At 62.3% G+C, this 23476-nt stretch carries 23 protein-coding genes; 14 read left to right on the plus strand and 9 right to left on the minus strand.

Features of this window, described 5'->3' with window-relative positions; translation table 11 throughout:
- Positions 1 to 111 precede the first annotated feature (111 nt).
- The 4 genes from NCR40_RS27625 to NCR40_RS27640 all read right to left on the minus strand — a co-directional run bounded on the left by NCR40_RS27625 (position 112) and on the right by NCR40_RS27640 (position 4180).
- On the minus strand, positions 112 to 1131 hold the full coding sequence (locus NCR40_RS27625; RefSeq protein WP_250511328.1) for an alcohol dehydrogenase: 1020 nt from the start codon (positions 1129 to 1131) through the stop codon (positions 112 to 114).
- A gap of 136 nt (positions 1132 to 1267) precedes the next feature.
- A complete protein-coding gene (gene leuD / locus NCR40_RS27630) occupies positions 1268 to 1882 on the minus strand; it encodes a 3-isopropylmalate dehydratase small subunit (protein ID WP_250511329.1) in 615 nt (204 codons plus the stop codon).
- Positions 1879 to 3297 carry a 3-isopropylmalate dehydratase large subunit gene (gene leuC, locus NCR40_RS27635; RefSeq protein WP_250511330.1) on the minus strand — a complete coding sequence of 473 codons (1419 nt, stop codon included), beginning with the start codon at positions 3295 to 3297 and terminating at the stop codon, positions 1879 to 1881. The genes leuD and leuC overlap by 4 nt, the downstream gene beginning before the upstream one ends.
- 4 nt (positions 3298 to 3301) lie before the next feature.
- A complete protein-coding gene (locus NCR40_RS27640) occupies positions 3302 to 4180 on the minus strand; it encodes an alpha/beta fold hydrolase (protein WP_250511331.1) in 879 nt (292 codons plus the stop codon).
- A gap of 116 nt (positions 4181 to 4296) precedes the next feature.
- On the opposite strand from NCR40_RS27640, the gene NCR40_RS27645 reads away from it, so the two are divergent.
- The 3 genes from NCR40_RS27645 (at position 4297) to NCR40_RS27655 (ending at position 7618) form a co-directional block, all read left to right on the plus strand.
- The gene (locus NCR40_RS27645; protein ID WP_250511332.1) at positions 4297 to 5187 is read left to right on the plus strand and encodes a LysR family transcriptional regulator; all 891 of its coding nucleotides are present in this window, start codon (positions 4297 to 4299) and stop codon (positions 5185 to 5187) included.
- 260 nt (positions 5188 to 5447) lie between these two features.
- Positions 5448 to 5819: a YciI family protein gene (locus NCR40_RS27650; protein WP_244831651.1), complete on the plus strand. Its 372-nt coding sequence runs from the start codon at positions 5448 to 5450 to the stop codon at positions 5817 to 5819.
- Positions 5820 to 6136: 317 nt separating this feature from the next.
- Entirely contained in the window at positions 6137 to 7618 is a 1482-nt protein-coding gene (locus tag NCR40_RS27655; RefSeq protein ID WP_284507877.1) for an FAD-dependent monooxygenase, read from the plus strand.
- A gap of 225 nt (positions 7619 to 7843) precedes the next feature.
- On the opposite strand, the gene NCR40_RS27660 is transcribed toward NCR40_RS27655, so the two are convergent.
- The 3 genes from NCR40_RS27660 to NCR40_RS27670 form a co-directional block, all read right to left on the minus strand.
- Positions 7844 to 8173: a YciI family protein gene (locus NCR40_RS27660; protein ID WP_244831655.1), complete on the minus strand. Its 330-nt coding sequence runs from the start codon at positions 8171 to 8173 to the stop codon at positions 7844 to 7846.
- 261 nt (positions 8174 to 8434) lie between these two features.
- On the minus strand, positions 8435 to 9340 hold the full coding sequence (locus NCR40_RS27665; RefSeq protein ID WP_250511334.1) for a LysR family transcriptional regulator: 906 nt from the start codon (positions 9338 to 9340) through the stop codon (positions 8435 to 8437).
- Positions 9341 to 9419: 79 nt separating this feature from the next.
- Positions 9420 to 10169, minus strand: a complete 750-nt coding sequence (locus NCR40_RS27670) for an SDR family NAD(P)-dependent oxidoreductase (protein ID WP_250511355.1) — start codon at positions 10167 to 10169, stop codon at positions 9420 to 9422.
- Between the two features lie 405 nt (positions 10170 to 10574).
- On the opposite strand from NCR40_RS27670, the gene NCR40_RS27675 reads away from it, so the two are divergent.
- The 10 genes from NCR40_RS27675 (at position 10575) to NCR40_RS27720 (ending at position 19781) form a co-directional block, all read left to right on the plus strand.
- On the plus strand, positions 10575 to 10724 hold the full coding sequence (locus tag NCR40_RS27675; RefSeq protein ID WP_250511335.1) for a hypothetical protein: 150 nt from the start codon (positions 10575 to 10577) through the stop codon (positions 10722 to 10724).
- 38 nt (positions 10725 to 10762) lie between these two features.
- Positions 10763 to 11293: a DUF1003 domain-containing protein gene (locus NCR40_RS27680; protein WP_244831662.1), complete on the plus strand. Its 531-nt coding sequence runs from the start codon at positions 10763 to 10765 to the stop codon at positions 11291 to 11293.
- 133 nt (positions 11294 to 11426) lie between these two features.
- Positions 11427 to 12281, plus strand: coding sequence for an ABC transporter ATP-binding protein (locus NCR40_RS27685; RefSeq protein WP_250511336.1), 855 nt, complete (start codon positions 11427 to 11429; stop codon positions 12279 to 12281).
- The gene (locus tag NCR40_RS27690; RefSeq protein ID WP_244831665.1) at positions 12274 to 13086 is read left to right on the plus strand and encodes an ABC transporter permease; all 813 of its coding nucleotides are present in this window, start codon (positions 12274 to 12276) and stop codon (positions 13084 to 13086) included. Before NCR40_RS27685 ends, NCR40_RS27690 begins: the two co-directional genes overlap by 8 nt.
- Positions 13083 to 14063 carry an ABC transporter substrate-binding protein gene (locus NCR40_RS27695; protein ID WP_250511337.1) on the plus strand — a complete coding sequence of 327 codons (981 nt, stop codon included), beginning with the start codon at positions 13083 to 13085 and terminating at the stop codon, positions 14061 to 14063. The genes NCR40_RS27690 and NCR40_RS27695 overlap by 4 nt, the downstream gene beginning before the upstream one ends.
- 3 nt (positions 14064 to 14066) lie before the next feature.
- On the plus strand, positions 14067 to 15377 hold the full coding sequence (locus tag NCR40_RS27700) for an amidase (protein WP_250511338.1): 1311 nt from the start codon (positions 14067 to 14069) through the stop codon (positions 15375 to 15377).
- Positions 15378 to 15400: 23 nt separating this feature from the next.
- Positions 15401 to 16063: a GntR family transcriptional regulator gene (locus NCR40_RS27705; protein ID WP_250469624.1), complete on the plus strand. Its 663-nt coding sequence runs from the start codon at positions 15401 to 15403 to the stop codon at positions 16061 to 16063.
- A gap of 6 nt (positions 16064 to 16069) precedes the next feature.
- Positions 16070 to 17554: an amidase gene (locus NCR40_RS27710; protein WP_250511339.1), complete on the plus strand. Its 1485-nt coding sequence runs from the start codon at positions 16070 to 16072 to the stop codon at positions 17552 to 17554.
- 71 nt (positions 17555 to 17625) lie between these two features.
- The gene (locus tag NCR40_RS27715; protein WP_250469626.1) at positions 17626 to 18927 is read left to right on the plus strand and encodes an aspartate aminotransferase family protein; all 1302 of its coding nucleotides are present in this window, start codon (positions 17626 to 17628) and stop codon (positions 18925 to 18927) included.
- Positions 18928 to 18956: 29 nt separating this feature from the next.
- Complete coding sequence (locus NCR40_RS27720; RefSeq protein WP_244831676.1) at positions 18957 to 19781, plus strand: amidohydrolase family protein; 825 nt, start codon at positions 18957 to 18959, stop codon at positions 19779 to 19781.
- A 29-nt stretch (positions 19782 to 19810) separates the two neighbouring features.
- Here NCR40_RS27720 and NCR40_RS27725 read toward each other — a convergent pair whose 3' ends face one another.
- Positions 19811 to 21373, minus strand: a complete 1563-nt coding sequence (locus NCR40_RS27725) for an FGGY-family carbohydrate kinase (protein WP_250511340.1) — start codon at positions 21371 to 21373, stop codon at positions 19811 to 19813.
- 122 nt (positions 21374 to 21495) lie between these two features.
- Here NCR40_RS27725 and NCR40_RS27730 point away from each other — a divergent pair, with 122 nt between their 5' ends.
- Positions 21496 to 22266 (plus strand): SDR family NAD(P)-dependent oxidoreductase, encoded by a 771-nt coding sequence (locus tag NCR40_RS27730; RefSeq protein WP_250469629.1) that lies wholly within the window; start codon positions 21496 to 21498, stop codon positions 22264 to 22266.
- Between the two features lie 4 nt (positions 22267 to 22270).
- Here NCR40_RS27730 and NCR40_RS27735 read toward each other — a convergent pair whose 3' ends face one another.
- Positions 22271 to 23437 (minus strand): mandelate racemase/muconate lactonizing enzyme family protein, encoded by a 1167-nt coding sequence (locus NCR40_RS27735; RefSeq protein ID WP_250469630.1) that lies wholly within the window; start codon positions 23435 to 23437, stop codon positions 22271 to 22273.
- Between the last annotated feature and the right edge of the window lie 39 nt (positions 23438 to 23476).

The raw sequence follows: 23476 nt of genomic DNA on the forward strand, positions 1-23476 counted from the left end.
ATGGATTCGACCGCATGAACACAACGATAGCGACGTGCTACATGTCGCCCAATGGTTCGGGCGACATTGACTCTATGTTCGTTGGTCAATGAAACGATGCTTCGGCGGAGGTCACTTGCCAGGAATGAGCACTACTCTGAAACGCGCCTTGCCGCTCATCATGCGGTCGTAGGCTTCGGCCGCGTGCGAGAGCGGGTACTCTTCGGTCATCGGCTTCACGCCCGACAAAGCGCTGAACGCGAGCGTTTCTTGCGAGTCCGCCGCCGTGCCGGACGGCCAGCCTTGCACCGAGTTGCGACCCATGATGAACTGCGCGACGGGCACTTCCACGGGCTCTTGCGAGATGCCGACCATGATCAGCTTGCCGTTGATGCCGAGCCCGCCGATAGCCGCGCTCATCGCCTTGCCGCTCGTGGCGGTGGCGAGAATTACGCGTGCGCCGCCGAGTGCTTGCAGCGTTTCGCCGACGTTTTGCGATTCGCTGTCGATATAGTGATGCGCGCCGAGTTGCTTCGCGAGCGGTTCCTTGTCCTTGCCGCGCGCGATGGCGACCGTGACGAAGCCCATCTTGCGCGCGAACTGCACGCCGAGATGCCCGAGTCCGCCGATGCCGAGGATCGCCGCGACATCGCCCGCGCGGGTGCCGCTATTGCGCAGCGCGTTGAACGTCGTGATGCCGGCGCAGAGAAGCGGCGCGGCGTCGATATCGGAGAGATCGTCGGGCATGCGCGCGAGTGCTTCCTGCGGCGCCACCATGTATTCCGCGTAACCGCCGTCGTAGCTGATACCGGGAACGAGCGCGTTCTTGCAAAGCACGAAGTCGCCGTGACGGCAATTTCCGCAATGCCCGCAATGCCCGCCATGCCAACCGACGCCGACCCGCTGCCCGGCCTGCCATCCCTCGACGTTCGCACCGAGTTTCTCGATGACGCCTGCAATTTCGTGACCGGGTACGCGCGGAAACTCGAGACCCGGCCATTGGCCTTCTTTCGTGAGGGAATCGCTGTGGCAGATGCCACAGGCTTGCACTTTGATGAGCACGTGTCCTTCGGGCGGATCGGGTATGTCGCGCTCCACGAGTTCGAGCGGACCGCCGGCTTTCGCTACTTGCACTGCGTGCATCGTTGGCATCGTTTGCTCCTTGGTGTGGGAGGAACTTCGCGGCGTTGGGCGAGCCGCGTGCATGCTGTTCGGCACTGCAATGGGGATGCTATACGTAGTTGGGGGAAAGTTCAGGAAAGAGGTTGCTAAAGCGCGCTTCATGAATTCACATCACCCGCGCCCATTCCCGTCGTCCAAAATGCGCCGTCTCGAACGCTTCGATCTGCGCCAGCGACTGAAGCGTCAAATCGACCGTATCCATTCCTTCCATCACCATGCGTTTATGACGCGCGCCGATGGAATACGCATATCGCTTACCCGATGCCGACACCACCGTCTGCCCTTCCAGATCGATGGAAATAACAGCACCCGGCGTCTCGGTCACTTCACGCGCAAGCGTATCGACGACATCGCGTTCCAGTTGCACGAGCAGCAAGCGGTTATTCATCGCGTTCGAATAGAAAATCTCCGCGAAACTCGGCGCAATCACCGCAGCAAAACCATATTGCTGCAAACCCCACACCGCATGCTCCCGGCTGGAACCACATCCGAAATTCGCGCCGCCAATCAGAATGCGCGGCTTTGCAAACTCCACCCGATTGAGCACGCAATCCCCACGCGGCGCGCCGTTTTCATCGAAACGCAAGTCGTACAGCAAACCATCCGCTAGACCCGCCTTGTCGATAATGCGCAGAAACTGCTTCGGCATGATCTGGTCGGTATCCAGGTTGTCGATGGACAACGGCGCCGCGCTGCCTGCAATCTTCGTCAGTCGCGTCATGATGCCTCTCCCATGAGCGTTCGAACGTCGGTGATACAGCCGGTCATCGCGGCCGCGGCCGCCATTGCCGGGCTCATCAGATGCGTGCGTCCGCCACGTCCCTGTCGACCTTCGAAGTTGCGGTTGGTGGTCGATGCGCAACGCTCGCCCGCGTCCAGCACATCGTCGTTCATGGCAAGGCACATCGAGCAGCCAGGCTCGCGCCATTCGAAACCCGCATCGATCAGCGTCTTCGCCAGACCTTCACGCTCCGCCGCGCGTCGCACGCTGCCCGAACCCGGCACGATCATCGCGCGCACGCCGGGCGCCACGCGCTTGCCGCGCACGATGTCCGCCACCACGCGCAGATCTTCGATACGCCCATTCGTGCACGAGCCGATAAACACACGGTCGATCGGCGTTCCCGCCAACGCACGGTTCGCCGTGAGCCCCATGTAATCGAGCGCACGTCGCAACGATGCCGCCGCTTCGGGAGTGGCCTGCGCGGCTTCGTCGGGAATGGGCTCGTCTATCGCGACGGCCTGATCCGGACTCGTGCCCCATGTGACAAAAGGTGCGATGGCATGCGCGTCGAAGCGATATTCGGCATCGAAGGTCGCATCTGCGTCGGAGTAGAGTTCGCGCCAGTCCGCGAGTGCGGCTTGCCAGGCGGCCTCATCGAGTGATTTTGCATGGGTGCGCACATAGTCGAACGTGGTCCGATCCGGCGGGATGAGCGCGGCGCGCGCGCCCGCCTCGACGGTCATGTTGCACAAGGTCATGCGCGCCTCGGCCGACAGCGACGCAATGGTCGAACCACCGAACTCGACAGCATAGCCACGCGCGCCTTGTGCGCCGATCTGGCTGATGATCCAGATCACCACGTCCTTGGACGACGTGCCGTAAGGCAGCGCGCCATCGATATCGATGCGCATGGTTTTCGCCAGCCGATAGACGAGCGTCTGCGTGGCGAGCACATGCTCCACTTCCGATGTGCCTATTCCAAAGCCCAACGCGCCAAGCGCGCCGTATGTCGTGGTGTGACTGTCACCGCACAACACGACCATGCCCGGACGAATGAGCCCGAGTTCCGGCGCCACGATGTGTTCGATACCCTGCAAGGGATCATTGGCCGCGAGAAGCCGGATGCCCGCGCGCTCGCAATTGCGCGCGAGATTTTGCGCCTGCAAATACGACGCCTCATCGCGAATCACGCGCGGCGACTCGGCGTGCGTCGGAATGATGTGGCTCACGACCGCAAGCTGCTGATGCGGGCGTCGCACCGCGCGGCCACGCGCATCGAGCGCGCTGAACGCTTGCGGACTGGTGTACTCGTTCATCAGATGCAGATCGACATAGAGCAGCACGTTCTGTTCGTCGATACGCGAGACGAGGTGAGATTCGACGAGCTTTTGGTACAGGGTTCGGTTCGACATGGCGTTAGTTCGTCAGAAAGGGCAGGACGTGCTCGAGCAAGATCGCCGGCGCTTCCTCGGGAATGTAGTGACCGCAAGGCAGCGCCTCGCCCTCGACTTGCGGCGCATAAGCACGCCATTCGCGCAGCGGATCGAAGCATTGTTCGATGACACCCTCCTCACCCCATAGCGCCATGAATGGGCATTCAATTCGCTCGTTCGAAGCCAGCGTCGCGCGATCATGTTCGAGGTCGATGCTCACGCTCGCGCGATAGTCCTCGCAAATGCCATGCGCCGTGGCGGGATCGGACAAGCAGCGCAGATACTCGGCGTAAGCCTCTGCCGTGAACGGCGCGAGACCCGCGCTGCGCGCGCCGATGGTCTGCCTGAGATAAAGGTCCGGGTCCGCGCGAATGAGCGTTTCCGGAAATGGCGCGGGTCGCACGAGCATGAACCAGTGCCAGTAGGCACGCGCGAAATCGAACGAGGTCTGTTCGTACATGGCGAGCGTCGGCGCCACGTCGAGCGTGACCAGACGCGTCACGACAGCCGGATGATCCAGCGCCATGCGAGCCGCGACACGCCCGCCACGGTCATGTCCGATGACCGCGAACGACGCATGGCCCAATGCGCGCATCAGCCCGACCTGATCGAGCGCCATGCGGCGCTTCGAATAATTCGAGTGATCGGGCGCGCCTGCGGGTTTGTCGCTGTCGCCATAGCCGCGCAAGTCGGCGGCGATCACCGTGAAATGCTCGGCGAGTGCCGGCGCCACTTCGTGCCAAATCGCGTGCGTCTGCGGATGCCCGTGCAGTAGCAGCAACGCGGGGCCTTGGCCGCCCCTGATCGCGTGAATCCTGATGCCATCGATGGAAATCGATAGCTCATTGAAGCCTTCGAACATGGTTGTCTCCCAACGTTGATTCGAGTCTAATTGATGCCTTAAGAGATTGGGTTTCCTCGAAAGCATTTCGGTCGTAACCGGCAGGAACGAATCAGGCAGATTTGGAGCGACGCGAGATGGATGGCTTTTCTGACCTCAACCTGTTTGCGCTTGTGGCGCGGCATCGCAATCTGGCTGCGGCGGCGCGCGAGTTGGGTGTGACGCCGCCAGCCGTGAGCAAGCGGCTCGCGCAACTGGAGCGGCGTCTGGGCGTGCGCCTGATGAATCGCACGACGCGGCGTCTGAGCCTCACGCCCGAGGGCGAGTTGTACCTGTCGAACGGCTCGCGCATTCTCGATGAGCTCTCGGAACTCGAACAGCTCGTCACGCAAAGTCGCGGCGAACCGACTGGTCTTCTGCGTGTGAACGCGTCGTTCGGATTCGGGCGGGCGCGTATAGCGCCTGCGGTGTCGGAGTTCATTGCGCGCTATCCGGCGATGAAGATCGTCCTGCATCTGACGGACCGTCCGGTGAGTCTTCAGGAAGAAGGTTTCGATGTCGGCATCCGCTTCGGCGAAGTGCCGGACGCGCGCATCAACGCGCGTCTGCTGCTGGCGAATCGGCGCATCTTGTGTGCATCGCCGGCTTACGTCGCGCGGCATGGCCGACCATCGGCGCCGCATGATCTCGCGCGTCACGCGTGCATCGTGTTGCGCGAAAACGAGTCGGCTTACGGCACGTGGCATTTCTCGCGCGGCAAGCGCACGGAGACGGTCAAGGTCGATGGCTCGTTATCGAGCAACGACGGCAGCGCGGTGTTGCAGTGGGCGCTGGACGGTCGCGGCATCGCGACGCGCTCGCAATGGGAGATAGACGAACATCTCGCGCGCGGTGAGCTCGTTTCCCTGCTCGATGAATGGGCTTTGCCGGACGCGAACATTCACGCCATTTATCTCGAACGCAATCAGCTTTCGGTCAAGCTCAGGACGTTCGTGGAATTTCTGCGGGAGTATTTGCGCGGGGCGTGATAGTCGTTTGAGCTTACCGTAGCGGCACATCTTCCGGCCAAATGGTTTAGAGCGGCTTGGAATTTGGATCCCAATTCGTATTGGCCCGCCGGCCCGGGCCGGTTGCCTCGTCATTCGATCGATGCGAACCTTGGCTTTGTTGACCGCATCTGGACTTGCTCATCGGTGAAGCGGTTTGATTGAGCGCAATTGGTACACCGCCGTTGTCGATTTCCGCTCAACAAATTCGTCGTCAGTAAACCTCATCAAAAGGATTTGCCATGAAATACCTCGGCCTCGCCTACTTCACCCCCGAAAAGTTCGCCGCGATGACACCGGACGAAATCAAGGCGCTAGTGAGTCAATGCCCGGCATTGGACGAGAAGATGCGTGCCACCGGCAAGGTCGTGGTTTCCGCCTCGCTCGGCGATCTGGAAAACTGGAAGACGCTTCGCCCACTTGGTGGCACGACACGCGTTACCGACGGGCCTTACACCGAAGCGAAGGAAGTGGTGGGCGGCATGTTCATCATCGAGGCAGATAGCCCTGACGAGGCGGTGCGCATCGCGTCCATGCATCCGGCCGCGACATTGGGCGAGGAAGGCGGATGGGCCGTGGAGCTTATTCCCCTGGATTTTTATCTGGCGCCATGAGTTGAACTGCTGCGCGGCGCTATTGCTCCGCAATGCCGTGACCCTTACCGCAGACAAAGACCGGAAAAAAACGTTTTCCATATAAGTCAAACTTTCGTTCATCTTCAGTTTTTCTCGAGGCTGCCGTAAGCGTTGCAATGACTGCTCGTTCGTCACCGCACTCTTGGTCTAAGCGCGCGGAGCCTGCCGTTGCTCCCCGACCGATAGCGGACGATCAAGAAGGCGCGGACATGGACGTCATGCTCGTACTCGCGCCACGGCGCCTATCCTGAAGACTCCGACTGAATCGCTCAATTCTTTGCTTTGAGAGGACGTATATGACTGCTTCCGTTCTGATCGTTGGCGCCGGTCCAGTCGGCATGACGCTCGCCTCCGAACTCGCCCGCTACGGTGTCCACGCGCGCATCGTAGACAAGGCGCCGCACCGTACCGATAAATCCAAAGCCATGGTGCTTTGGAGCAGGACGCTCGAATTGCTCGACCGGGGCGAAGGCGGCGCCGCGCCGTTCGTGAACGCAGGATTTAAGATCGACGGCGTCGTCTTCATGGCGCAGGACGAGGTGGTCGGTCGGGTTGCAATGGACACGATCCCCAGCACGCACAACTATGCGCTGGCACTGCCGCAATCCGAGACCGAGCGTTTGCTGGAGGAGCGTCTGGCGAGCCAAGGCGTATCTATCGAGCGCGGCGTCGAAGTAACGATGATCACGCCCGATGCCTCTGGCGCGGATGCGGTGTTGCGCCATCCGGACGGCCGCGAAGAGGCCGTGCGTGCTGACTGGCTGCTTGGTTGCGATGGCGCGCACAGCATCGTAAGACACGCCTTGAACGTGCCTTTCGAGGGCGAAACGCTGCTGAGCGATTGGTTCCTTGCTGACGTTCACATGACGGGGTATCCGCGCCCTGACACGGACGCTTCTGTCCATTGGCATAAGGATGGCGTCTTGCTGATTTTTCCCATCCAGGCTGGCCGTTACCGCGTCATCGGCGACTTGCCGGCGACGGCGGATAAGGTTCCACCGACGCCAACGCTTGCACAGGTGCAGCAGCTCGTAGACCGGCGCGGCCCGGCCGGTACCAAACTCCACGATCCCGTATGGTTGTCCGGCTTTCGCATCAACGGTCGCAAGGTCACGGGCTATCGACACGGCCACACGTTCCTTGCGGGCGACGCGGCGCATATTCACAGTCCCGCTGGCGGCCAAGGCATGAACACTGGCATGCAGGATGCGATCAACCTTGCCTGGAAACTTGCACTCGTGCTGCGCAACGAAGCGGACGAGTCGCTCCTCGACACCTACAGCCCGGAGCGCAGCGCGGTTGGCGACGAGGTACTGAAAGCCGCGGAACGACTGACATCGGTCGCCACGCTTCGCAACCCGATTGCACAGCGTTTGCGTAACCTTGCCGGGCACTTTGCCTTGGGCTTCTCGCATTTCACCCGTGGCGTTGCTCAAACCATGTCGGAAGTGACGGTCCACTATCCGCATAGCCCGCTCAACGGCCCGTCCGTGCATGGGATGAAGCCTGGCGAACGCGTTGCGCCGACGTCCGACCACGCACCAGCAGGATCAGGCGTGCGGCCGGTATTCGCGCTGTTCGCGGCGCCGACTGCGGCAGTGAAGCAATTGATCGACGCCTATCCGGGCCTGCTCGACATCAACGTCCGACCACCATTGCAGGCCGACACGATCTCGCTCGTGCGGCCCGATGGATATCTCGCCTGCTCGGCTAGTGAAACAGATACGATTGCCACGTATCTCGATCGTTTGACGGCACGGCATGGCGTTCCTGCCTGATCCATTCGTCGCTTGATCGGGGAGAAGCATTCTCCAGCATTAACCGGCTTGCCGCGAGTGGTGGCGGCAAGCCGGCTGCATGTTGCTTGACGGCCGTTCGCTGCACGAAAACGCTGGCTTCTCGCAAAGGCTGCGAATCAGTCATTCACAGCCTCATACCGTGTTACTGCTCACCAAGCGCACGCCGAATCAACGCTCGCCCGGCAGCATCGCTAAATGCGTTGGCTAATCGTGGAACGGAACCCAGAGCATTTTTACATCGACGTTGAGCATGCCCGACTGTACTGTCGGATCATCGGTTGCTATTTTTCGGGCATCCGCAAGATCAGCAGCCTTGAAGATCGTCATGCCGCCGTCCGCCAGAACACCGGAGAGACCGCCGGCTTTCTCCATGAACGGACCGCTCATCACGGTCAGCCCTTTGTCCTGCATCTCGGCCATATAAGCCACGTGTTTCATGAAGTCCGGTTGCTCGTTGTACTTCACGCTTTGAATCCACTTCGGACCCGGCGTTTGAAACGCCACGAAATAATGAGGACCATTTTCATCGACCATTTTCTACTCCTGGGAAGGCTATTCGAAAGAGCACTTATCACTAAGACATGATGCGTTGCCGGAGCAAATCATCGGAAAGTGCCTGAAGGGGAGGAGTTCGGCGAATGACGCCTCGACTCCGACTTCTGCCTGTCGCCGTATATTCTTTCGCGGCGGCTTGAAATCAAAGATAGTCTCGCGCGGACGCTTTCGGTAGAGGGCGTGTTGGCATAGGACGTATTCAGTCTCCGAATAGCGTCGCTTGCGCTATCCACACGAGAGTTATCGAACCTTCAACCGGGGATCGGCGGCGAACAGGTCCGCTAAAAATTCGATGAAAACGCGGGTCCTGCCAGGCAACTGCCTGCTTCCGGGCCACACTGCGTTGATCGGAAAAGGCGCGGGCCGAAATGCCTTGAGAAGCGGTACGAGCCTGCCCTCCTCGACGTCCCGCGAATAAAGCCAGCCCGCGTTATGCCCAATGCCCAAGCCCGCAATTACCGCCGCTCGAACATATTCGGCGTCGTTGCTTCTTACTGGACCTTGCGGCACGTGTTCCATCGCGCCGTCGGGGCCGGCAAACGGCCAGACTCGCGGGGAGTCGCGAGACATCAGAGCAATGCATTCGTGGTTGACGAGATCATCTACCGTCTTTGGCACGCCCATGCGATCGGTATAAACCGGCGAAGCGACAGTAAGGTACTCGGTGCTGCCAATTCGACGCGCAATTTGAGTCGAGTCGCTCAGCGGACCAATTCGTATGGCGACGTCGATGCCTTCTTCAATCAGATTGATGTAGCGCTGCGCAACCGTGAACTCGACGCGGACGTCCGGGAACTGAGCGCAAAAGCGCGGCAGGTGCGGAACAATGCACATACGCCCAAACGCTGGAGACAGGGCAACCCGCACCATGCCGGACGGCGACGCTTCGCCACTGCCGACGCGAGCCTCGACATCGTCCACGCTCTCGACGATCGCAACCGCACCTTCGTAGAAGCTTTGGCCCGCCTCTGTCAGGCCCAGGCCTCGCGAGCTTCGGCGCAACAGTTGCGCGCCGAGCCGTGCTTCGAGACCCGCAATCGTCTTGCTTGCCGTTGGCTGACTGATTCCGGCCGCACGCGCCGCCTTCGAGAAGTTGCCGCTGTCGGCAACACGGATGAAGAGCCGCATGACATCGATTCGATCCACTGGAACTTTCCTCCTACGATATAAACGCGGCGGGACGAACGGGAAACGCAAGGCATCAGCACGGCTTATGGCATGCAGTTTATAGCTGGGTGATTCCTCCGTCCGCGATCAGATCGATGCCTGTGCTGTAGCTGCTTTCGTCCGAGGCGAGGAACAGCGCCGCCGCGGCCATCTCGTCAGCGCGGCCGATTCGGCCCAGTGGCGTGATCTGCTTGAACATTGCTCGTGCGCCGTCCGCCTCTTCCTTCGAACTGAACAGGCCGTCTACGATCGGCGTTTCGATCATTCCCGGACTCAGCGTGTTGACGCGAATGCCGCGGCCTTTGAATTCCGATGCCCAAGTCCGCGTGAACGAGCGGATCGCCGCCTTCGTTGCGGCATATACGCCGAAGTCCGGGAATCCCTTGATGTGCATCCCGGAAGAAACGATGACGATGGAGCCGTTATCGCGCAGCAGCGGCAGCGCCTTTTGCACCGTGAAGAACGTGCCCCGTGCGTTGATGCCGAAGGTCTTGTCGAAGTGTTCGGGTGTCACGGACTCTGTTGGCAACACCTCGACGAACCCCGCACTCGCGACGACGATGTCCAAGCCGCCTTTCGCGCGTCGCACCGTCTCGTAGAGGCGGTCGAGATCTTCAAGACTCGAGATGTCGCCTTGAACAGCCGTTACGTTCGAGCCGATGACAGCCTTCGCCTTGTCGAGTTCAGTTTGACGACGCCCCGTAATGAAGACATACGCGCCTTCCGCGACGAACCGCTTTGCGGTTGCGAGTCCAATCCCGCTACTTCCGCCCGTGATGACCGCAATCTTGCCTTGAAGCTTACCCATGATGATTCTCCGCATGACGTGGATGGTGCTCGACGCAAAGCTAGCTTCGCGACAAGCCGAGGCAAGAGAATGGAGTTGGCGGGCATGGATGAACAGAGGGGGCGGCGGCATAGCACGTATGCCGCGCAGGCATGAGGTACAGGGAGACTCGAAGGACGGCAAGGGCCTATGTTTTGAGTTGGACGAATCTCGACGGTTTCCGCCCGCGCATCGGGGCTGATCGAACACGAGCGCGTGGAAAGCAGCCGACCGCCGCTCACAAAAACCTCCAACGCGCGGCCACCGTGCGAATCGGCAACGACCGTGCGCCTTACGGAAACCGCCGCCTTCGAAAGCCCTAAGCTCCATTCAACCCAACCGCACGCCGGCGCGCCAGTGCGTCACCCGAAACCATTGGAAACCGTCATGTGGATCGTCCGACTCGCCTTGAAAAGACCGCACACTTACATCGTGCTCGCCGTGCTGCTTGTCATTCTCGGCTCGGTCGCGATCGTCCGTACGCCGACGGATATTTTCCCCATCGTCAGCATCGGCTCGTCGGATAACGGCAGTTGATACGGCAAGCGCCTGCACCAACCCATCTGCAAGGAAACATGGCTCACGCAACCGAACCCGCGCCCGAGGAAGCAAGGCATCCTCTGCGCTTTCACGCACCCCACGCGCATCTGTCGAGCGTGTTCGGCAACGACTGGTTCGCATTGAAGGCCGAAGCCTTCGCGCGCTTCTTCGGCACGCCCACGTTTCTCATCGCGCAGACGCTGATCGTGGGCGGCTGGATCGTGGCGAACATGCTCGGCATATCGCGCTTCGATCCGTATCCGTTCATTCTCCTGAACCTCGCGTTCAGCTTGCAGGCCGCTTATGCCGCGCCGCTCATCTTGCTTGCGCAAACGCGTCAGGCCGATCGCGACAAGGCGCTCGCTGAAGCCGACGCGCATCATCGCGAAGATATCGCGCTCGCGTGCCAGCAACGTGAAACCGAGCTTGCGCGCGAGACGTCGCAGATGGCCGAACTCCTTCGACGCAACACCGAACTCACCGAGCTTACGCGCCAGTTGGCCGAGCGCATCGAAACGTTGACGCGCGAGCTTCACGAGCACCTGACACCAACCCGGCACTTCTGAAGCAATCCGATTCCCGCGCGTTCGCCTGCTTGCTTTTCACACGCTCGTCAATTTTGACAAACCCCTACCGTCATTTTTGATTGTGCATTATGTGTTGTGCATCGCAATAACCGACGACTCGCGAGGATTGAAGATGAACCCCACCGAAGCACCCGCGCGTGCGGCGTCGCCCGACGCGAACCGGCTGCACGTGCGCCAGTTGAGTCACGCATTCCAGACCGCCGACGGCGTGAGCACCACCATCTTCGACCGCCTGGACTTCGCCGTGCGCGAAGGCGAGATCGTGTCTATCGTCGGGCGCAGCGGCGCGGGCAAGAGCACGCTCTTCAACCTGGTTTCGGGCCTGCTGACGCCGCAATCCGGCCACATAGCGATAGGCGCGCGCACCGACGGCTCGCCCGGACGCATCGCTTATATGCTGCAAAAAGACCTGATGATGCCGTGGCGCACCGTGCTGCAAAACGCGCTGCTCGGCGTCGAACTGTATCGCAAGGCGCGGCCCGACGACGTGACTCGCGCTCGCGACATGCTCGCGCGCTACGGTCTCGCAAGCGTCGCCGACGCATATCCGCATTCGCTGTCGGGCGGCATGCGTCAACGCGTGGCGCTCACTCGCACGCTGCTCGTCGAGCCGACGCTCGTGTTACTCGACGAGCCCTTCTCCGCGCTCGACTACGAGACGCGCCTCGCGCTCGAAGACGACATCATCGCGCTGCGCGAGCAGACCGGCACGAGCGTGGTTCTCGTCACGCACGACATCGAGGAAGCCATTGCCATGAGCGACCGCGTGATCCTGCTCGGCGGGCGCCCCGCACGCGTGCAGGACGAAATCGACATCACGCTGAGCACGCACGGCCCGCGCACCGCCGTCTCCGCGCGCGAAGCGCCCGAGTTCCGCGCCTATCACGCGCGCGTCTGGAACGGCTTGCGCAGCGGCGCCACCGTGCAATCCGACTCACGTACACCACAAGGAGCCGCACATGAGTGAAGCCGTGCTGTCCACCACCGTCACGCCCGGAAAGACCACGCGCCGCGCGCCGCGCAAGCTCGGCACGACTGGCGCCGTGATCGGCATCGTCGTGTTGCTGGTGGCGTTGTGGCAATTCGCCGTCGCCTCGGGCTGGATCAACGGCAAGCTGCTCGGCTCACCCGCCGGCATCTACGACGCCGCCGTGTTCGGGCTGTCGCAAGGCACGCTCGCATCCGATACCTGGGTCACGCTCTACGAGACGCTCGCGGGTCTTGCCATAGGCAGTGCGCTTGGCATCGGGCTCGGTTTGCTGCTGTGGTTCCTGCCCGCGATCTCAGGCGTCGCCGAAGGCCTCTCGGTCATCCTCAACAGCATTCCGAAGATCGCGCTCGGGCCGCTCATCGTCATCTGGTTCGGCTCGGACGCGTCGTCGAAAATCTGGCTCGCGGCGATCTCCACTTTCGCCGTCGCGATGATCTCTTCATGCGCCGCCGCGCGCGAAGTCGATCGCGATTTGCTCAACCTCTTCCGCTCGTTCAAGGCGCGGCGCTCGATGATCTTCATGAAGCTCATCGTGCCGAGCGCGTTGCCGTGGATCTTCTCGACACTGCGCGTGAACATCGGCTTCGCGCTGATCGGCGCCGTGGTCGGCGAGTACATCGCGTCGCAGGCGGGGCTCGGGCACGCCGTGTTCGTCGCGGGCTCGCTCTTCGATCTGAACACCGTCTGGCTCGGCATCATCGTGCTGACCTTGATGGCATCGGTCCTTAGCTGGATCGTTCAATTTGCTGAAGCAAAGATCATTTCATGGAAGAGAAAATGAAGAAAAACGTTCTGCTCACGGGTGTCGCGGCTGCCTGCATGGCCGTCTTTGGATTGCAAGGCGCGCAGGCGCAATCGTCCGAACCGGTCGTCGTCTATCAGGCGTTCCAGTCGATTCAATACTTGCCGCTCTATGTCGCCATTGACAAGGGCATCTTCACGAAGAACGGCCTCACCGTGCAGAAAATCACGGCGGGTAGCGGTGCAGCGGGCGTGGCGGCGGTGATCGGCGGTCACGCGGACTTCTCGTTGCAAGACCCGATGACCGCGATGCTCGCGAACCTCAAGGGCGCGTCGCTCATCAACGTGGCCAACGTCGTGGCCGGCGTACCGGTGTGGGTGATCGCGCCGCAGGATTCGCCGGTCAGGAACCTGAAGGACTTGAACGGCAAGAGCGTCGCCACGGCCTTGCCGCCTTCTACGAGCACGTACCTGCTGCAACGGCTCATCAACGACGAAAAGCTTGCCGACGTGAAGATGAATACCGTGCAGATCGGCACCGAACTCGCGCCTGTCACGGCGGGACGTTCGGAAGCGGCCGCGCTGTACATGCCGCAAGCGGAAACCGGCATCTCGCAAGGCTATCGCATCGTGTATGCGTTTCCGAAGGCTTATCCGGGCGGCTATGCGTTCTCGACCATCGACACGCTTACGTCCACGATCAAGAACAAGCCGAAGATGGTGGAGGCCTTCGTGAAGTCGATAGGCGAAGCCGAAGCGCTGATTCAGCAATCGCACGATACGGCCAAGGCCGTGGCGCGCACGGAGTTCCCGTCGCTCGACCCGAAGATCGTGGATTCGGCGGTGCAGCGTCTGATCGATCAGAACATCTACGCACCCACGCCTGAAATATCGGAACAGGCGTTCAAGAACGCGCTTGCGTTGCAGGAATCCATCGGCAACATCAAGCCCGGCGCGATTACCTATGCGGGCGGCGTCGACAACTCGTTCGCGGCTGCTTCGGTAAAGGCCAAGTAAGCGATGACCGGTCTGCCTCGCTCTTTGCTCGCGACTCTCTTCGCCAATCGCCACGACGAAGCGGCGGTGCGCGCCACCTTGCAAGAGGCGCAGGCGCGCGCCGACTTGCTCGATCCGTGGCTGCGCGCCTTCGTGCATCGTCCGGATGTCTACAGCGTGCGCGATGCCGTAACGGCCCCGCTTGCGGGCGTGCCAATCGGCGTGAAGGATCTCGCCGATACGCACGACATGCCCACGTCCTATGGTTCGGCGATTTACAACGGCCATCGGCCGGCTCATGACGCGCGCATCGTCGCTTCCATTCGCGCGCTCGGCGGCATCGTCTTCGGCAAGACCGCGACGACGGAGTTCGCCTGGCGCGGTCCCGCCGCAACGGTCAATCCGTGGAACCGCGCGCATACGCCGGGCGGTTCGTCGAGCGGCTCGGCGGCGGCGGTGGCAGCGGGCATCGTGCCGCTTGCCATCGGCACGCAGACGGTCGGCTCGGTCATTCGTCCGGCTGCTTATTGCGGCGTGGTCGGCTACAAGCCCACGTATCGCAAGATTGCGACCGAAGGCGTGCATCCGCTTGCGGCTTCGCTCGATCACATCGGCTTCTTCGCGCGCTCGGCGGAAGATGTCGCAGTAGCCCATGCCCTTTTCGTCGATGCCGCGCCCGAGACCATCGCCGACAAAGCCTCCTGGCGCGCCTATTTCGATGGCGGCAACGGAGCGCCCCGGCTTGGCGTCGTACGCACGCCATTCTGGGACCAACTGATCGCGCCGCATCAACGCGCGAGCTTCGAGGCATCGCTGCAACGTCTGCGCGAAGGCGGCGCGCGTATCGTCGAACTGGACTACGGCGCGGACCTGCAACAGATGCGCGAAGCCACGCTGACGATACTCGCGATCGAAGCGTATCGCGCTATTGGCGACGCGGCCGCGCGCAAGCCCGAACTGATCAGCGAGCACATGCGCGCATTGCTTGCCGAGGGTGCCGCCATGTCGCTCACACGCTATCAGGACGCGTTGCTGTTGCAAGCAGAACTGCGCGTGCGTTCGCAGCAGTTGCTCGAAGGTTGCGACGCGCTCGTGACCTTGCCATCGAGCGGCGCGGCGCCCGAAGGTCTGGGCGATACGGGCGACGCACGCTTCTGCGCGCCGTGGAGTTTGATGGGTGCGCCCGCCGTCACGGTGCCGTCCGGTTGGACCGACGCGGGCTTGCCGCTCGGCTTGCAACTCGTCGGCGGATATGGCGACGATCTGAAGCTGCTCCGCATCGCTGCATGGGTCGAAGGCATGCTCGGGTTCGAGCGACGCGCGCTGCCCGACTGAACACACAAATCAAGGAGACGACGTTGAGCCAGCCATTTCGCACCATCGCGCAATATGTTCTCGGCACGCTGCGCGCGGAAATCTTGCAGGGTATTTATCCGCCGAACACGCGGCTTCGCCAGGAGGAAGTGGCCAAGCGGCTCAACGTCAGCACGACGCCTGTGCGCGAGGCGTTTCGCGACTTGCGCGCCGAAGGGCTCGTCGCTATCGATCCGAACAAGGGTGTCGTCACGCGTGAACTCACTGCCGCCGATGTCACCGAGATCTACGAACTGCGCATGGTGCTCGAACCGATGCTCGCCGAACGTGCCTGCGCCAACGCAAGCGAAACGAGTCTTGCCGCCGCCGAAGCCGTGCATCAGACGATGTGCGCGACGACCTCTTCCGAGACCTGGGCCATTCTCAACGAAGAGTTCCATCAGCATCTGATGGCGAGCGAAACCGGCACGCGCCTTTTCGATCTGGTCGAAGGGTTGTCGCTCGTCGCACGGCCTTATGTGTCGCTGTCGATGTACGTCAAGGGCGATATCATGGACAGCAACAATCACGAGCACGCGGGCTTGCTGCATGCCTACCGCGCGCGCGATGGCCGCGCCGTCCACGAACAGACACGCGCGCACCTCGAAAACACGCGCAATGCCATAGCCGCGTGCGTCGAACAATCTTTCGCCCAAGCGGCGGCCTGATCGATCATGGATGACACGCTCGCTTCTCTTTCCGCTGTCGATGCACGCAGGCTCATCGCCACTCGCGAAATCTCGCCGGTGGAATTACTCGATGCGAGCATTGCGCGTATCAAGGCCCTCAACCCTTCGGTCAATGCGATGGCCGCGACATGCTTCGAGCGCGCACGCATCGAGGCACGGCACGCGGAACACGCGCTCATGCGCGGCGAAACGCCGGGCTTGCTGCATGGTCTGCCCATCGGCGTGAAAGACCTCGAAGAGACCGCGGGCGTGCTCACGACATATGGCTCGGCGATGTATCGCGACCACGTGCCCGAGGCCGACAACGCCATGGTCGCGCGCATTCGCGCGGCAGGCGCCATCGTCACGGCCAAGACCAATACGCCGGAAATGGGCGCGGGCGCGAACACGCGCAACGTCGTGTGGGGCGCAACCGGCAACCCCTTCGCGCCGTTGCTCAACGCGGGAGGATCGTCGGGCGGGTCGGCAGTTGCGCTTGCCACCGGCATGTTGCCGCTGTGCACGGGCTCTGACACCGGCGGCTCGTTGCGCATTCCGGCTGCGTATTGCGGCGTCGTGGGCTTTCGGCCATCGCCGGGACTCGTGCCTGGCGATCGCAAGGACCTGGGCTGGGCGCCCATCACCGTCAGTGGACCAATGGCGCGTACCGTCGCCGACACGCGTCTGTTGCTCGCCGCGCAAGCGGGCTTCGATGCGCGCGATCCGCTTTCCCACGAAGTCGATGCCGATACCTTCACGAAGCATCGTCCAATCGATGCCGCTACGTTGCGCATCGGCTTCACGGAGGACTTCGGCACCTGCGCGCTCGACGACGCCACGCGCGCCACCTTTCGCAAGAAAATGGCAGCCGTCGCGCGGCATGTCGCGGTGTGCGAGCCGGTCGATATCGACATGCGTGACAGCGACCGCTGCTTCGACGTGATCCGCGCGCAGAACTTCGTCGCGCAGTTTCGCGAAGCCTATGAGCGCGATCGGTCGCTGCTCGGCCCGAACACGCGCGCGAACTACGAAATGGGCGTGAAGATGACGCTCGCCGATGTCGTGGGCGCGCACGTCACGCAGACCCGTTTGTACCGGCGCTTTCAGGAACATGTGCAACGGTATGACGTGATCGTGTCGCCGACCACTTCCATTACGCCATTTCCATGGTCGCAATGGCATCTGGAAGCGATCAACGGCCGGCCGCTCGACACGTACTATCGCTGGCTCGGACTCACATACGTCATCTCGATGATGACCAATCCCGCGCTCTCGTTGCCTTGCGGAATGGATCACGCGGGCATGCCCTTCGGTCTGCAACTGGTCGGCGCGCTGCGTGGCGACGCGCGCGTGCTCGATATCGCCGAAGCACTCGAAACCGCGTTTGCCGGGGACGAATCGCTCGAGCGCCCGACGCCCGACTTGAGCGCCTTGCGCGCGCCGGTGCCGCAACTGAAGTCGATCGTGACGCATCCGCCTGTCATCGTCTGAAGGGAAGGTGTGGGCGATTCGCGAAGCGTCGTCTAGACTGCAGGTTCTTCCCATTCGCGAGGAGATGCACGGTGTCCCGGAATAACGACGCAACGTTTTGGCGCAACGCGAAGCAGCATCTGATCCGCTACGGCGGCACGTTCGAACCCATGATCATCGAACGTGCGAAGGGCAGCTTCGTCTACGACGCGGATGATCGTCCCATTCTCGACTTCACCTCGGGACAGATGAGCGCGGTGCTCGGCCACAGCCATCCCGAGATCGTCGCGGTCATCAGCGAATACGCCGGCAAGCTCGACCATCTCTTCAGCGGGATGCTTTCGCGGCCTGTCGTCGATCTGGCGACGCGCCTCGCCGACATCACGCCCGAAGGCCTCGACCGCGCGCTGTTGCTCAGCACGGGCGCCGAGTCGAACGAAGCAGCCATCCGCATGGCGAAGCTCGTCACCGGCGGTTATGAGGTCGTCGGCTTCGCGCAGTCGTGGCACGGCATGACCGGGCACGCGGCCGCCGCGACCTACAGCGCGGGCCGCAAGGGCGTGGGCCCGGCTGCGGTCGGCTCGTTCGCGATTCCGGCTCCGTTCACTTACCGGCCGCAGTTCGAGCGCAACGGCGCCTACGATTACCTCGCGGAACTGGACTACGCGTTCGCGCTCATCGACCGCCAGTCGAGCGGCAATCTCGCCGCGTTCATCGCGGAGCCGATCCTGAGTTCGGGCGGCATCATCGAATTGCCCGAAGGTTACATGGCAGCGCTCAAGCGCAAGTGCGAGGAGCGCGGCATGCTGCTGATTCTCGACGAAGCGCAAACGGGCATCGGCCGCACGGGCAACATGTTCGCGTGCCAGCGCGACGGCGTCACGCCCGACATTCTCACCTTGTCGAAGACACTCGGCGCGGGGCTGCCGCTCGCGGCCATCGTCACGTCGGCGGCCATCGAGGAGCGCGCGCACGAACTCGGCTATCTCTTCTATACGACGCACGTGTCCGACCCGCTCCCCGCCGCCGTCGGTCTGCGCGTGCTGGACGTCGTCGAGCGCGAAGGACTCGTCGCGCGTGCGAACATCATGGGCGAAAGACTCAGGCGCGGCTTGCAAAATCTGATGGAGCGCTTCGACTGTATCGGCGATGTTCGCGGACGCGGTCTTCTGCTCGGCGTGGAGATCGTCAAGGATCGCCGCACCAAGCAGCCCGACGACGGCCTCGGCGCGAAGATCACGCGCGAGTGCATGAATCTCGGCCTCAGCATGAATATCGTGCAGTTGCCGGGCATGGGCGGCGTGTTCCGCATTGCGCCGCCGCTGACCGTGCGCGAGGAAGAGATCGACCTCGGTCTCGATTTGCTCGGACAAGCCATTCAGCGCTCGCTCTGAGCGGGTCAATCTTCCAACCGGATCAACCCATGAGCCTTTTCGATGAAGACAGGATCGACTGTCATTGCCATATCTTCGATCCTGCGCGCTTTCCGTATCGCGACGACACGCCGTATCGCCCTGAAGGTCAGGAACTCGGCACCGCCGCGCAACTGATTCGCGTAATGGATGCCTACGGCGTGCGTCATGCGCTGCTGGTTGGCCCGACGAGCGGCTACCGGACCGACAACCGTTGTCTCGTCGACGCGTTGCAGACGTACCCGGCGCGGTTTCGCGGCATTGCGGTGGTGGATAACGACATCGGCCGAAGCGAACTGACTGCGCTGCGCAATGCGGGTGTGGTCGGCGTCGCGTTCAACCCGGCGATGGAAGGTGTCGAACTCGTGCTGAATGCAGGCGAGCTTTTCGCGTCGCTCGCGGACCTCGAGATGTTCGCGCAGGTTCAGGTGGTTGGCGATCAGATGGCGACGCTCGAGCCCTGGCTCGCGCGGCAACCGGTGAATGTCTTGATCGATCATGCCGGCCGGCCCGATAGCGCGGATGGCATCGATCAGAAAGGCTTTCAGGCGGTGCTTCGGCTCGCAGAGACCGGGCGCGCGACGGTCAAATTGTCGGGCTGGCAAAAGTATGCGCACGAAGCCTATCCGTATGAGGACGTGTGGCCCTACGCTCACGCGTTGTTGCGCGCATTCGGACCGGAGCATTGCATTTGGGGCTCCGATTGGCCGTTCTTGCGCGCGCCAGAGCGGATGGATTATGGGCCGCTGCTTGCGCTTTTCGAGAAGATCGTCCCGGACGCGCAGGTCCGGCGGCAGATTCAGTGGGAGTCGCCGCGTCGGCTATTTGGCTTTTGAAAGCGTGCGCCCGAACGCATTGAATCGAATCACCGAGGTAACGCAAGCCGCGAAACCACGTGCATGGCCTCCCGCAATTCCGCACGCGAGGCAAGCATCCGATACTGCTCGAACAACGCTTCATAAACATCCGCCGACGCGGCGTCCGGTTCGAAATGCTGGAACGCCCGCGCGCCGAAGCGAGCCGCACCGTCCGTGAAATCCCGCACCACGCCCGCCGCGACGGCGCCATGAATCGCGGCGCCGACCGCCGTTGCGTTGTGCATGTCGGGCACCGAGACCGGCTCGCCGAGCACGTCCGCCATCAACTGAAGCAGGAAGCGATTATTCTCGCTCAAGCCGCTCGCGAGGATGGTCCGCGTGACCGGCGCGCCCTCGCTCTGCATCAGCTCGATGATCGTGCGTGCGCCGAAGCACAGCGATTCCATCATCGCCCGATAAATCTCCGCGCGTGTCGTGGTCGTGCGCAAGCCAAGCAGCATGCCGCTCACCTGCGGGTCGGAAAGCGGCACGCGGCAGCCGTTCCACCAGTCGAGCGCGAGGAGCCCCGACTCACCCGGCCGCAAACGCGCCGCGCTCACGTTGTACGCCGCGAAGTTCGCCGGCAAGTCCTCCGCCAGCGGCGCGGTTTTGACGAACCACGCGAGCGCATCGCCGAAACCGGCCTGCCCTGCTTCGTAGCACCATAGACCGGGAAGCGCCGCATCCTTCGCCACGCCTTCGATACCGTCGGGCAAGGGACGCTCGGTGTCATCGAGCAACATGTACACCGCCGATGTCCCCAGCGCGCCGACGAGCGTGCCCGCTTGCGTCGCGCCGAGCGCGGGAAGAATCACGTGCGAATCGATAGCCGCGACCGCCACGGCCGGTTCGCCTAGCATGCCTGTGCGCTCGATCCACTCGCGCCGCACCGTTCCCGCCGACGATCCGATACGCTTCGGCGCGCTCGATCGCGTGGCGAGTCCATCGACGCCAAGGGGTGGATAACCCGCATCCGAATAGTGGGCCTTGTAGCGCGCCATATCGGAGCTTCGCGCCTCCGTTCCGGTAAGCTGCCACACGAGCCAGTCGCCCGCCTCGATGAATCGCTCCGTCTGCGCCCAAAGTGTGGGCGCTTCCGCGGCAAGCTGCGCCGCCTTCGCGGGCAACCATTCGCCGGAAGTCTTGCCTCCCGACTTAGTCAGACGCACGCCGCGTTCACGGCTAATCTCGTCGGCCCAAGGCTGCGCCGAATGATGCTTCCAGAGCTTGACGTAAGCGTGAGGATCGTCGGGGAATCGCGTGGAAAGCGGCGTTCCGTCCGCCGACGCGGGCAATGGCGAACTCGCCGTGAACCCGATGCCGATAGCCTCGATACGCTTCCCACGTCCGAGCGCCGCGAGAATGACCTCGGCGCATTCGAGATAATCCGGCGCGTTTTGCAAAGCCCAGCCCGCCTTCAGCGGCAACCCGTCCGGAAGCGCGTCTATGAGCGTGCCATGCCGATACCGATGCGCATGCGTCGCGCACACCTCGCCGCTTTCAATATCCACCAGCACGCCTCTTGCCGAATCCGTTCCGTAGTCCAGGCCGATCAGGTAGCCACCGCTCATCGTCGCGATCCATGAGTTGAAGAAATTGAAATATAGTGCAGCGAGGTTCGCGCGTCATCGAAACGACGCGCATGAGGCCGGACCCGTTTCCCTATCCCAACACAACCCGTGGAACGATTCGCATGAAAGTGGACAAGCAAAGCTTCGCAGGGCGGCACGCGTTCATCACCGGCGGCAGCCGGGGCATTGGCTTTCAGACCGCCATCGCGTTAGGCGAAGCGGGCGCGGCGGTGACCGTATCGGACCTGACGGATCATGCGGTGAGCGAAGCCGTCGACAAGCTGCGCGCGGCCGGCGTCGATGCCAACGGCGTGGTGCTCGACGTCACCGACCCGGATCAATGCGACCGCGTCGCGCTCGAACTGAATGGCGGCGCAGCGGTCGATGTGCTCGTCGCCAACGCAGGCATTGCGTGGCCCGACACGCCCGCCGAGGAGATGAGCAACGAAGCGTGGCTCAAGGTGATCGACACCAATCTCAACGGCACGTTCTGGACGTGCCGCGCGTTCGGGCGTCATATGCTCGCCAAGGGCAAAGGCTCGATCGTGACCGTGGGTTCCATGTCCGGCGTCATCTCCAACAAACCGCAAAGGCAGGTGCAATACAACGCGTCGAAAGCGGCGGTGCATCATCTGACGAAGTCGCTCGCGGGCGAATGGGCGGAGCGCAACGTGCGCGTCAATTGCGTCGCGCCGACCTATGTCAACACGGTCATGTCGAACGTGACGGCAAAGGACGAGCGCTTCTTCAAGCCGTGGATGGACAACACGCCGATGCGCCGCATGGTGGAACCGGAGGAAGTGGCATCGGCGATTGCGTTTCTGGCGTCGGACGCGGCGAGCGCAATCACCGGCACCATCCTGCTCACCGATGCGGGCTACACCATCTGGTGACGCGTCACGCCGACAGCTTCGTCATCTCGGCGTAAAGGTCGGCCTTGCCCTCGAAACCGATGCCGGGCAAGTCGGGCATGGTGATATAGCCGTTTTCGACCTTCACGCCATCCGGGAAACCGCCGTAGGGCTGGAACAGATCGGGATACGACTCGTTGCCGCCAAGCCCCAGCCCTGCCGCGATATTCAACGACATCTGGTGCCCGCCGTGCGGAACGCAGCGGCTCGGCGACCAGCCGTGCTGATGCAGCATGTCGAGCGTGCGCAGATATTCGACGAGGCCGTAACTCAGTGCGCAATCGAACTGCAGCCAGTCGCGGTCGGCACGCATGCCGCCGTAGCGAACCAGGTTGCGCGCGTCCTGCATCGAAAAGAGGTTTTCGCCGGTGGCCATCGGCTTGTCGTAGTAGTTGCGCAGCGTGGCTTGCAACTCGAAGTCGAGCGGATCGCCCGGCTCTTCGTACCAGAAGAGATCGTATTGCGAGAGCGCCTTGGCGTACTGAATGGCCGTGTCGAGATCGAAGCGGCCGTTGGCGTCCACCGCGAGCTTCTGGCCGTCTTGCAGAATGCTCAGGATCGAATCGATACGGCGCAGGTCTTCATCGAGCGAAGCACCGCCAATCTTCTTTTTGACGACCGTATAGCCCCGGTCGATGTAGCTGCGCATCTCGTCCTTGAGCTTGCCGTGGTCCTGGCCCGGATAGTAGTAGCCGCCTGCCGCATACACGAATACCTTGCGGTCCGGCTGACCATTGCCATGACGGTCCGCGAGCAACTGAAAAAGCGGCTTGCCTTCTATCTTCGCGACCGCGTCCCAGATCGCCATGTCGATGGTCCCGATAGCCACCGAACGCTCGCCGTGACCGCCCGGCTTCTCATTCATGAACATGGTCGCCCACACCTTGTGGGGATCGATGTTGTTGCCGGTATCGTCGAGGAGCGTGCCCGGGTCTGCTTCGAGGATGCGCGGAATGAAGCGCTCGCGCATGAGTTTGCCCTGACCGTAGCGGCCGTTCGAGTTGAAGCCGTAACCGACGACAGGCTTGCCGTCGCGGATCACGTCGGTCACGACCGCGACGAGACTCAGCGTCATCTTGCTGAAGTCGATATATGCATTACGGATGGGCGAACTGATCGGAACGGTCTTTTCGCGGATTTCGACGATCTTCATAAATGTCTCCTGACGGCACTCGCTCATTGAAGACGTTAG

It is taken from the genome of Caballeronia sp. GACF4 (genome assembly GCF_023631025.1).
Lineage (GTDB): Bacteria > Pseudomonadota > Gammaproteobacteria > Burkholderiales > Burkholderiaceae > Caballeronia.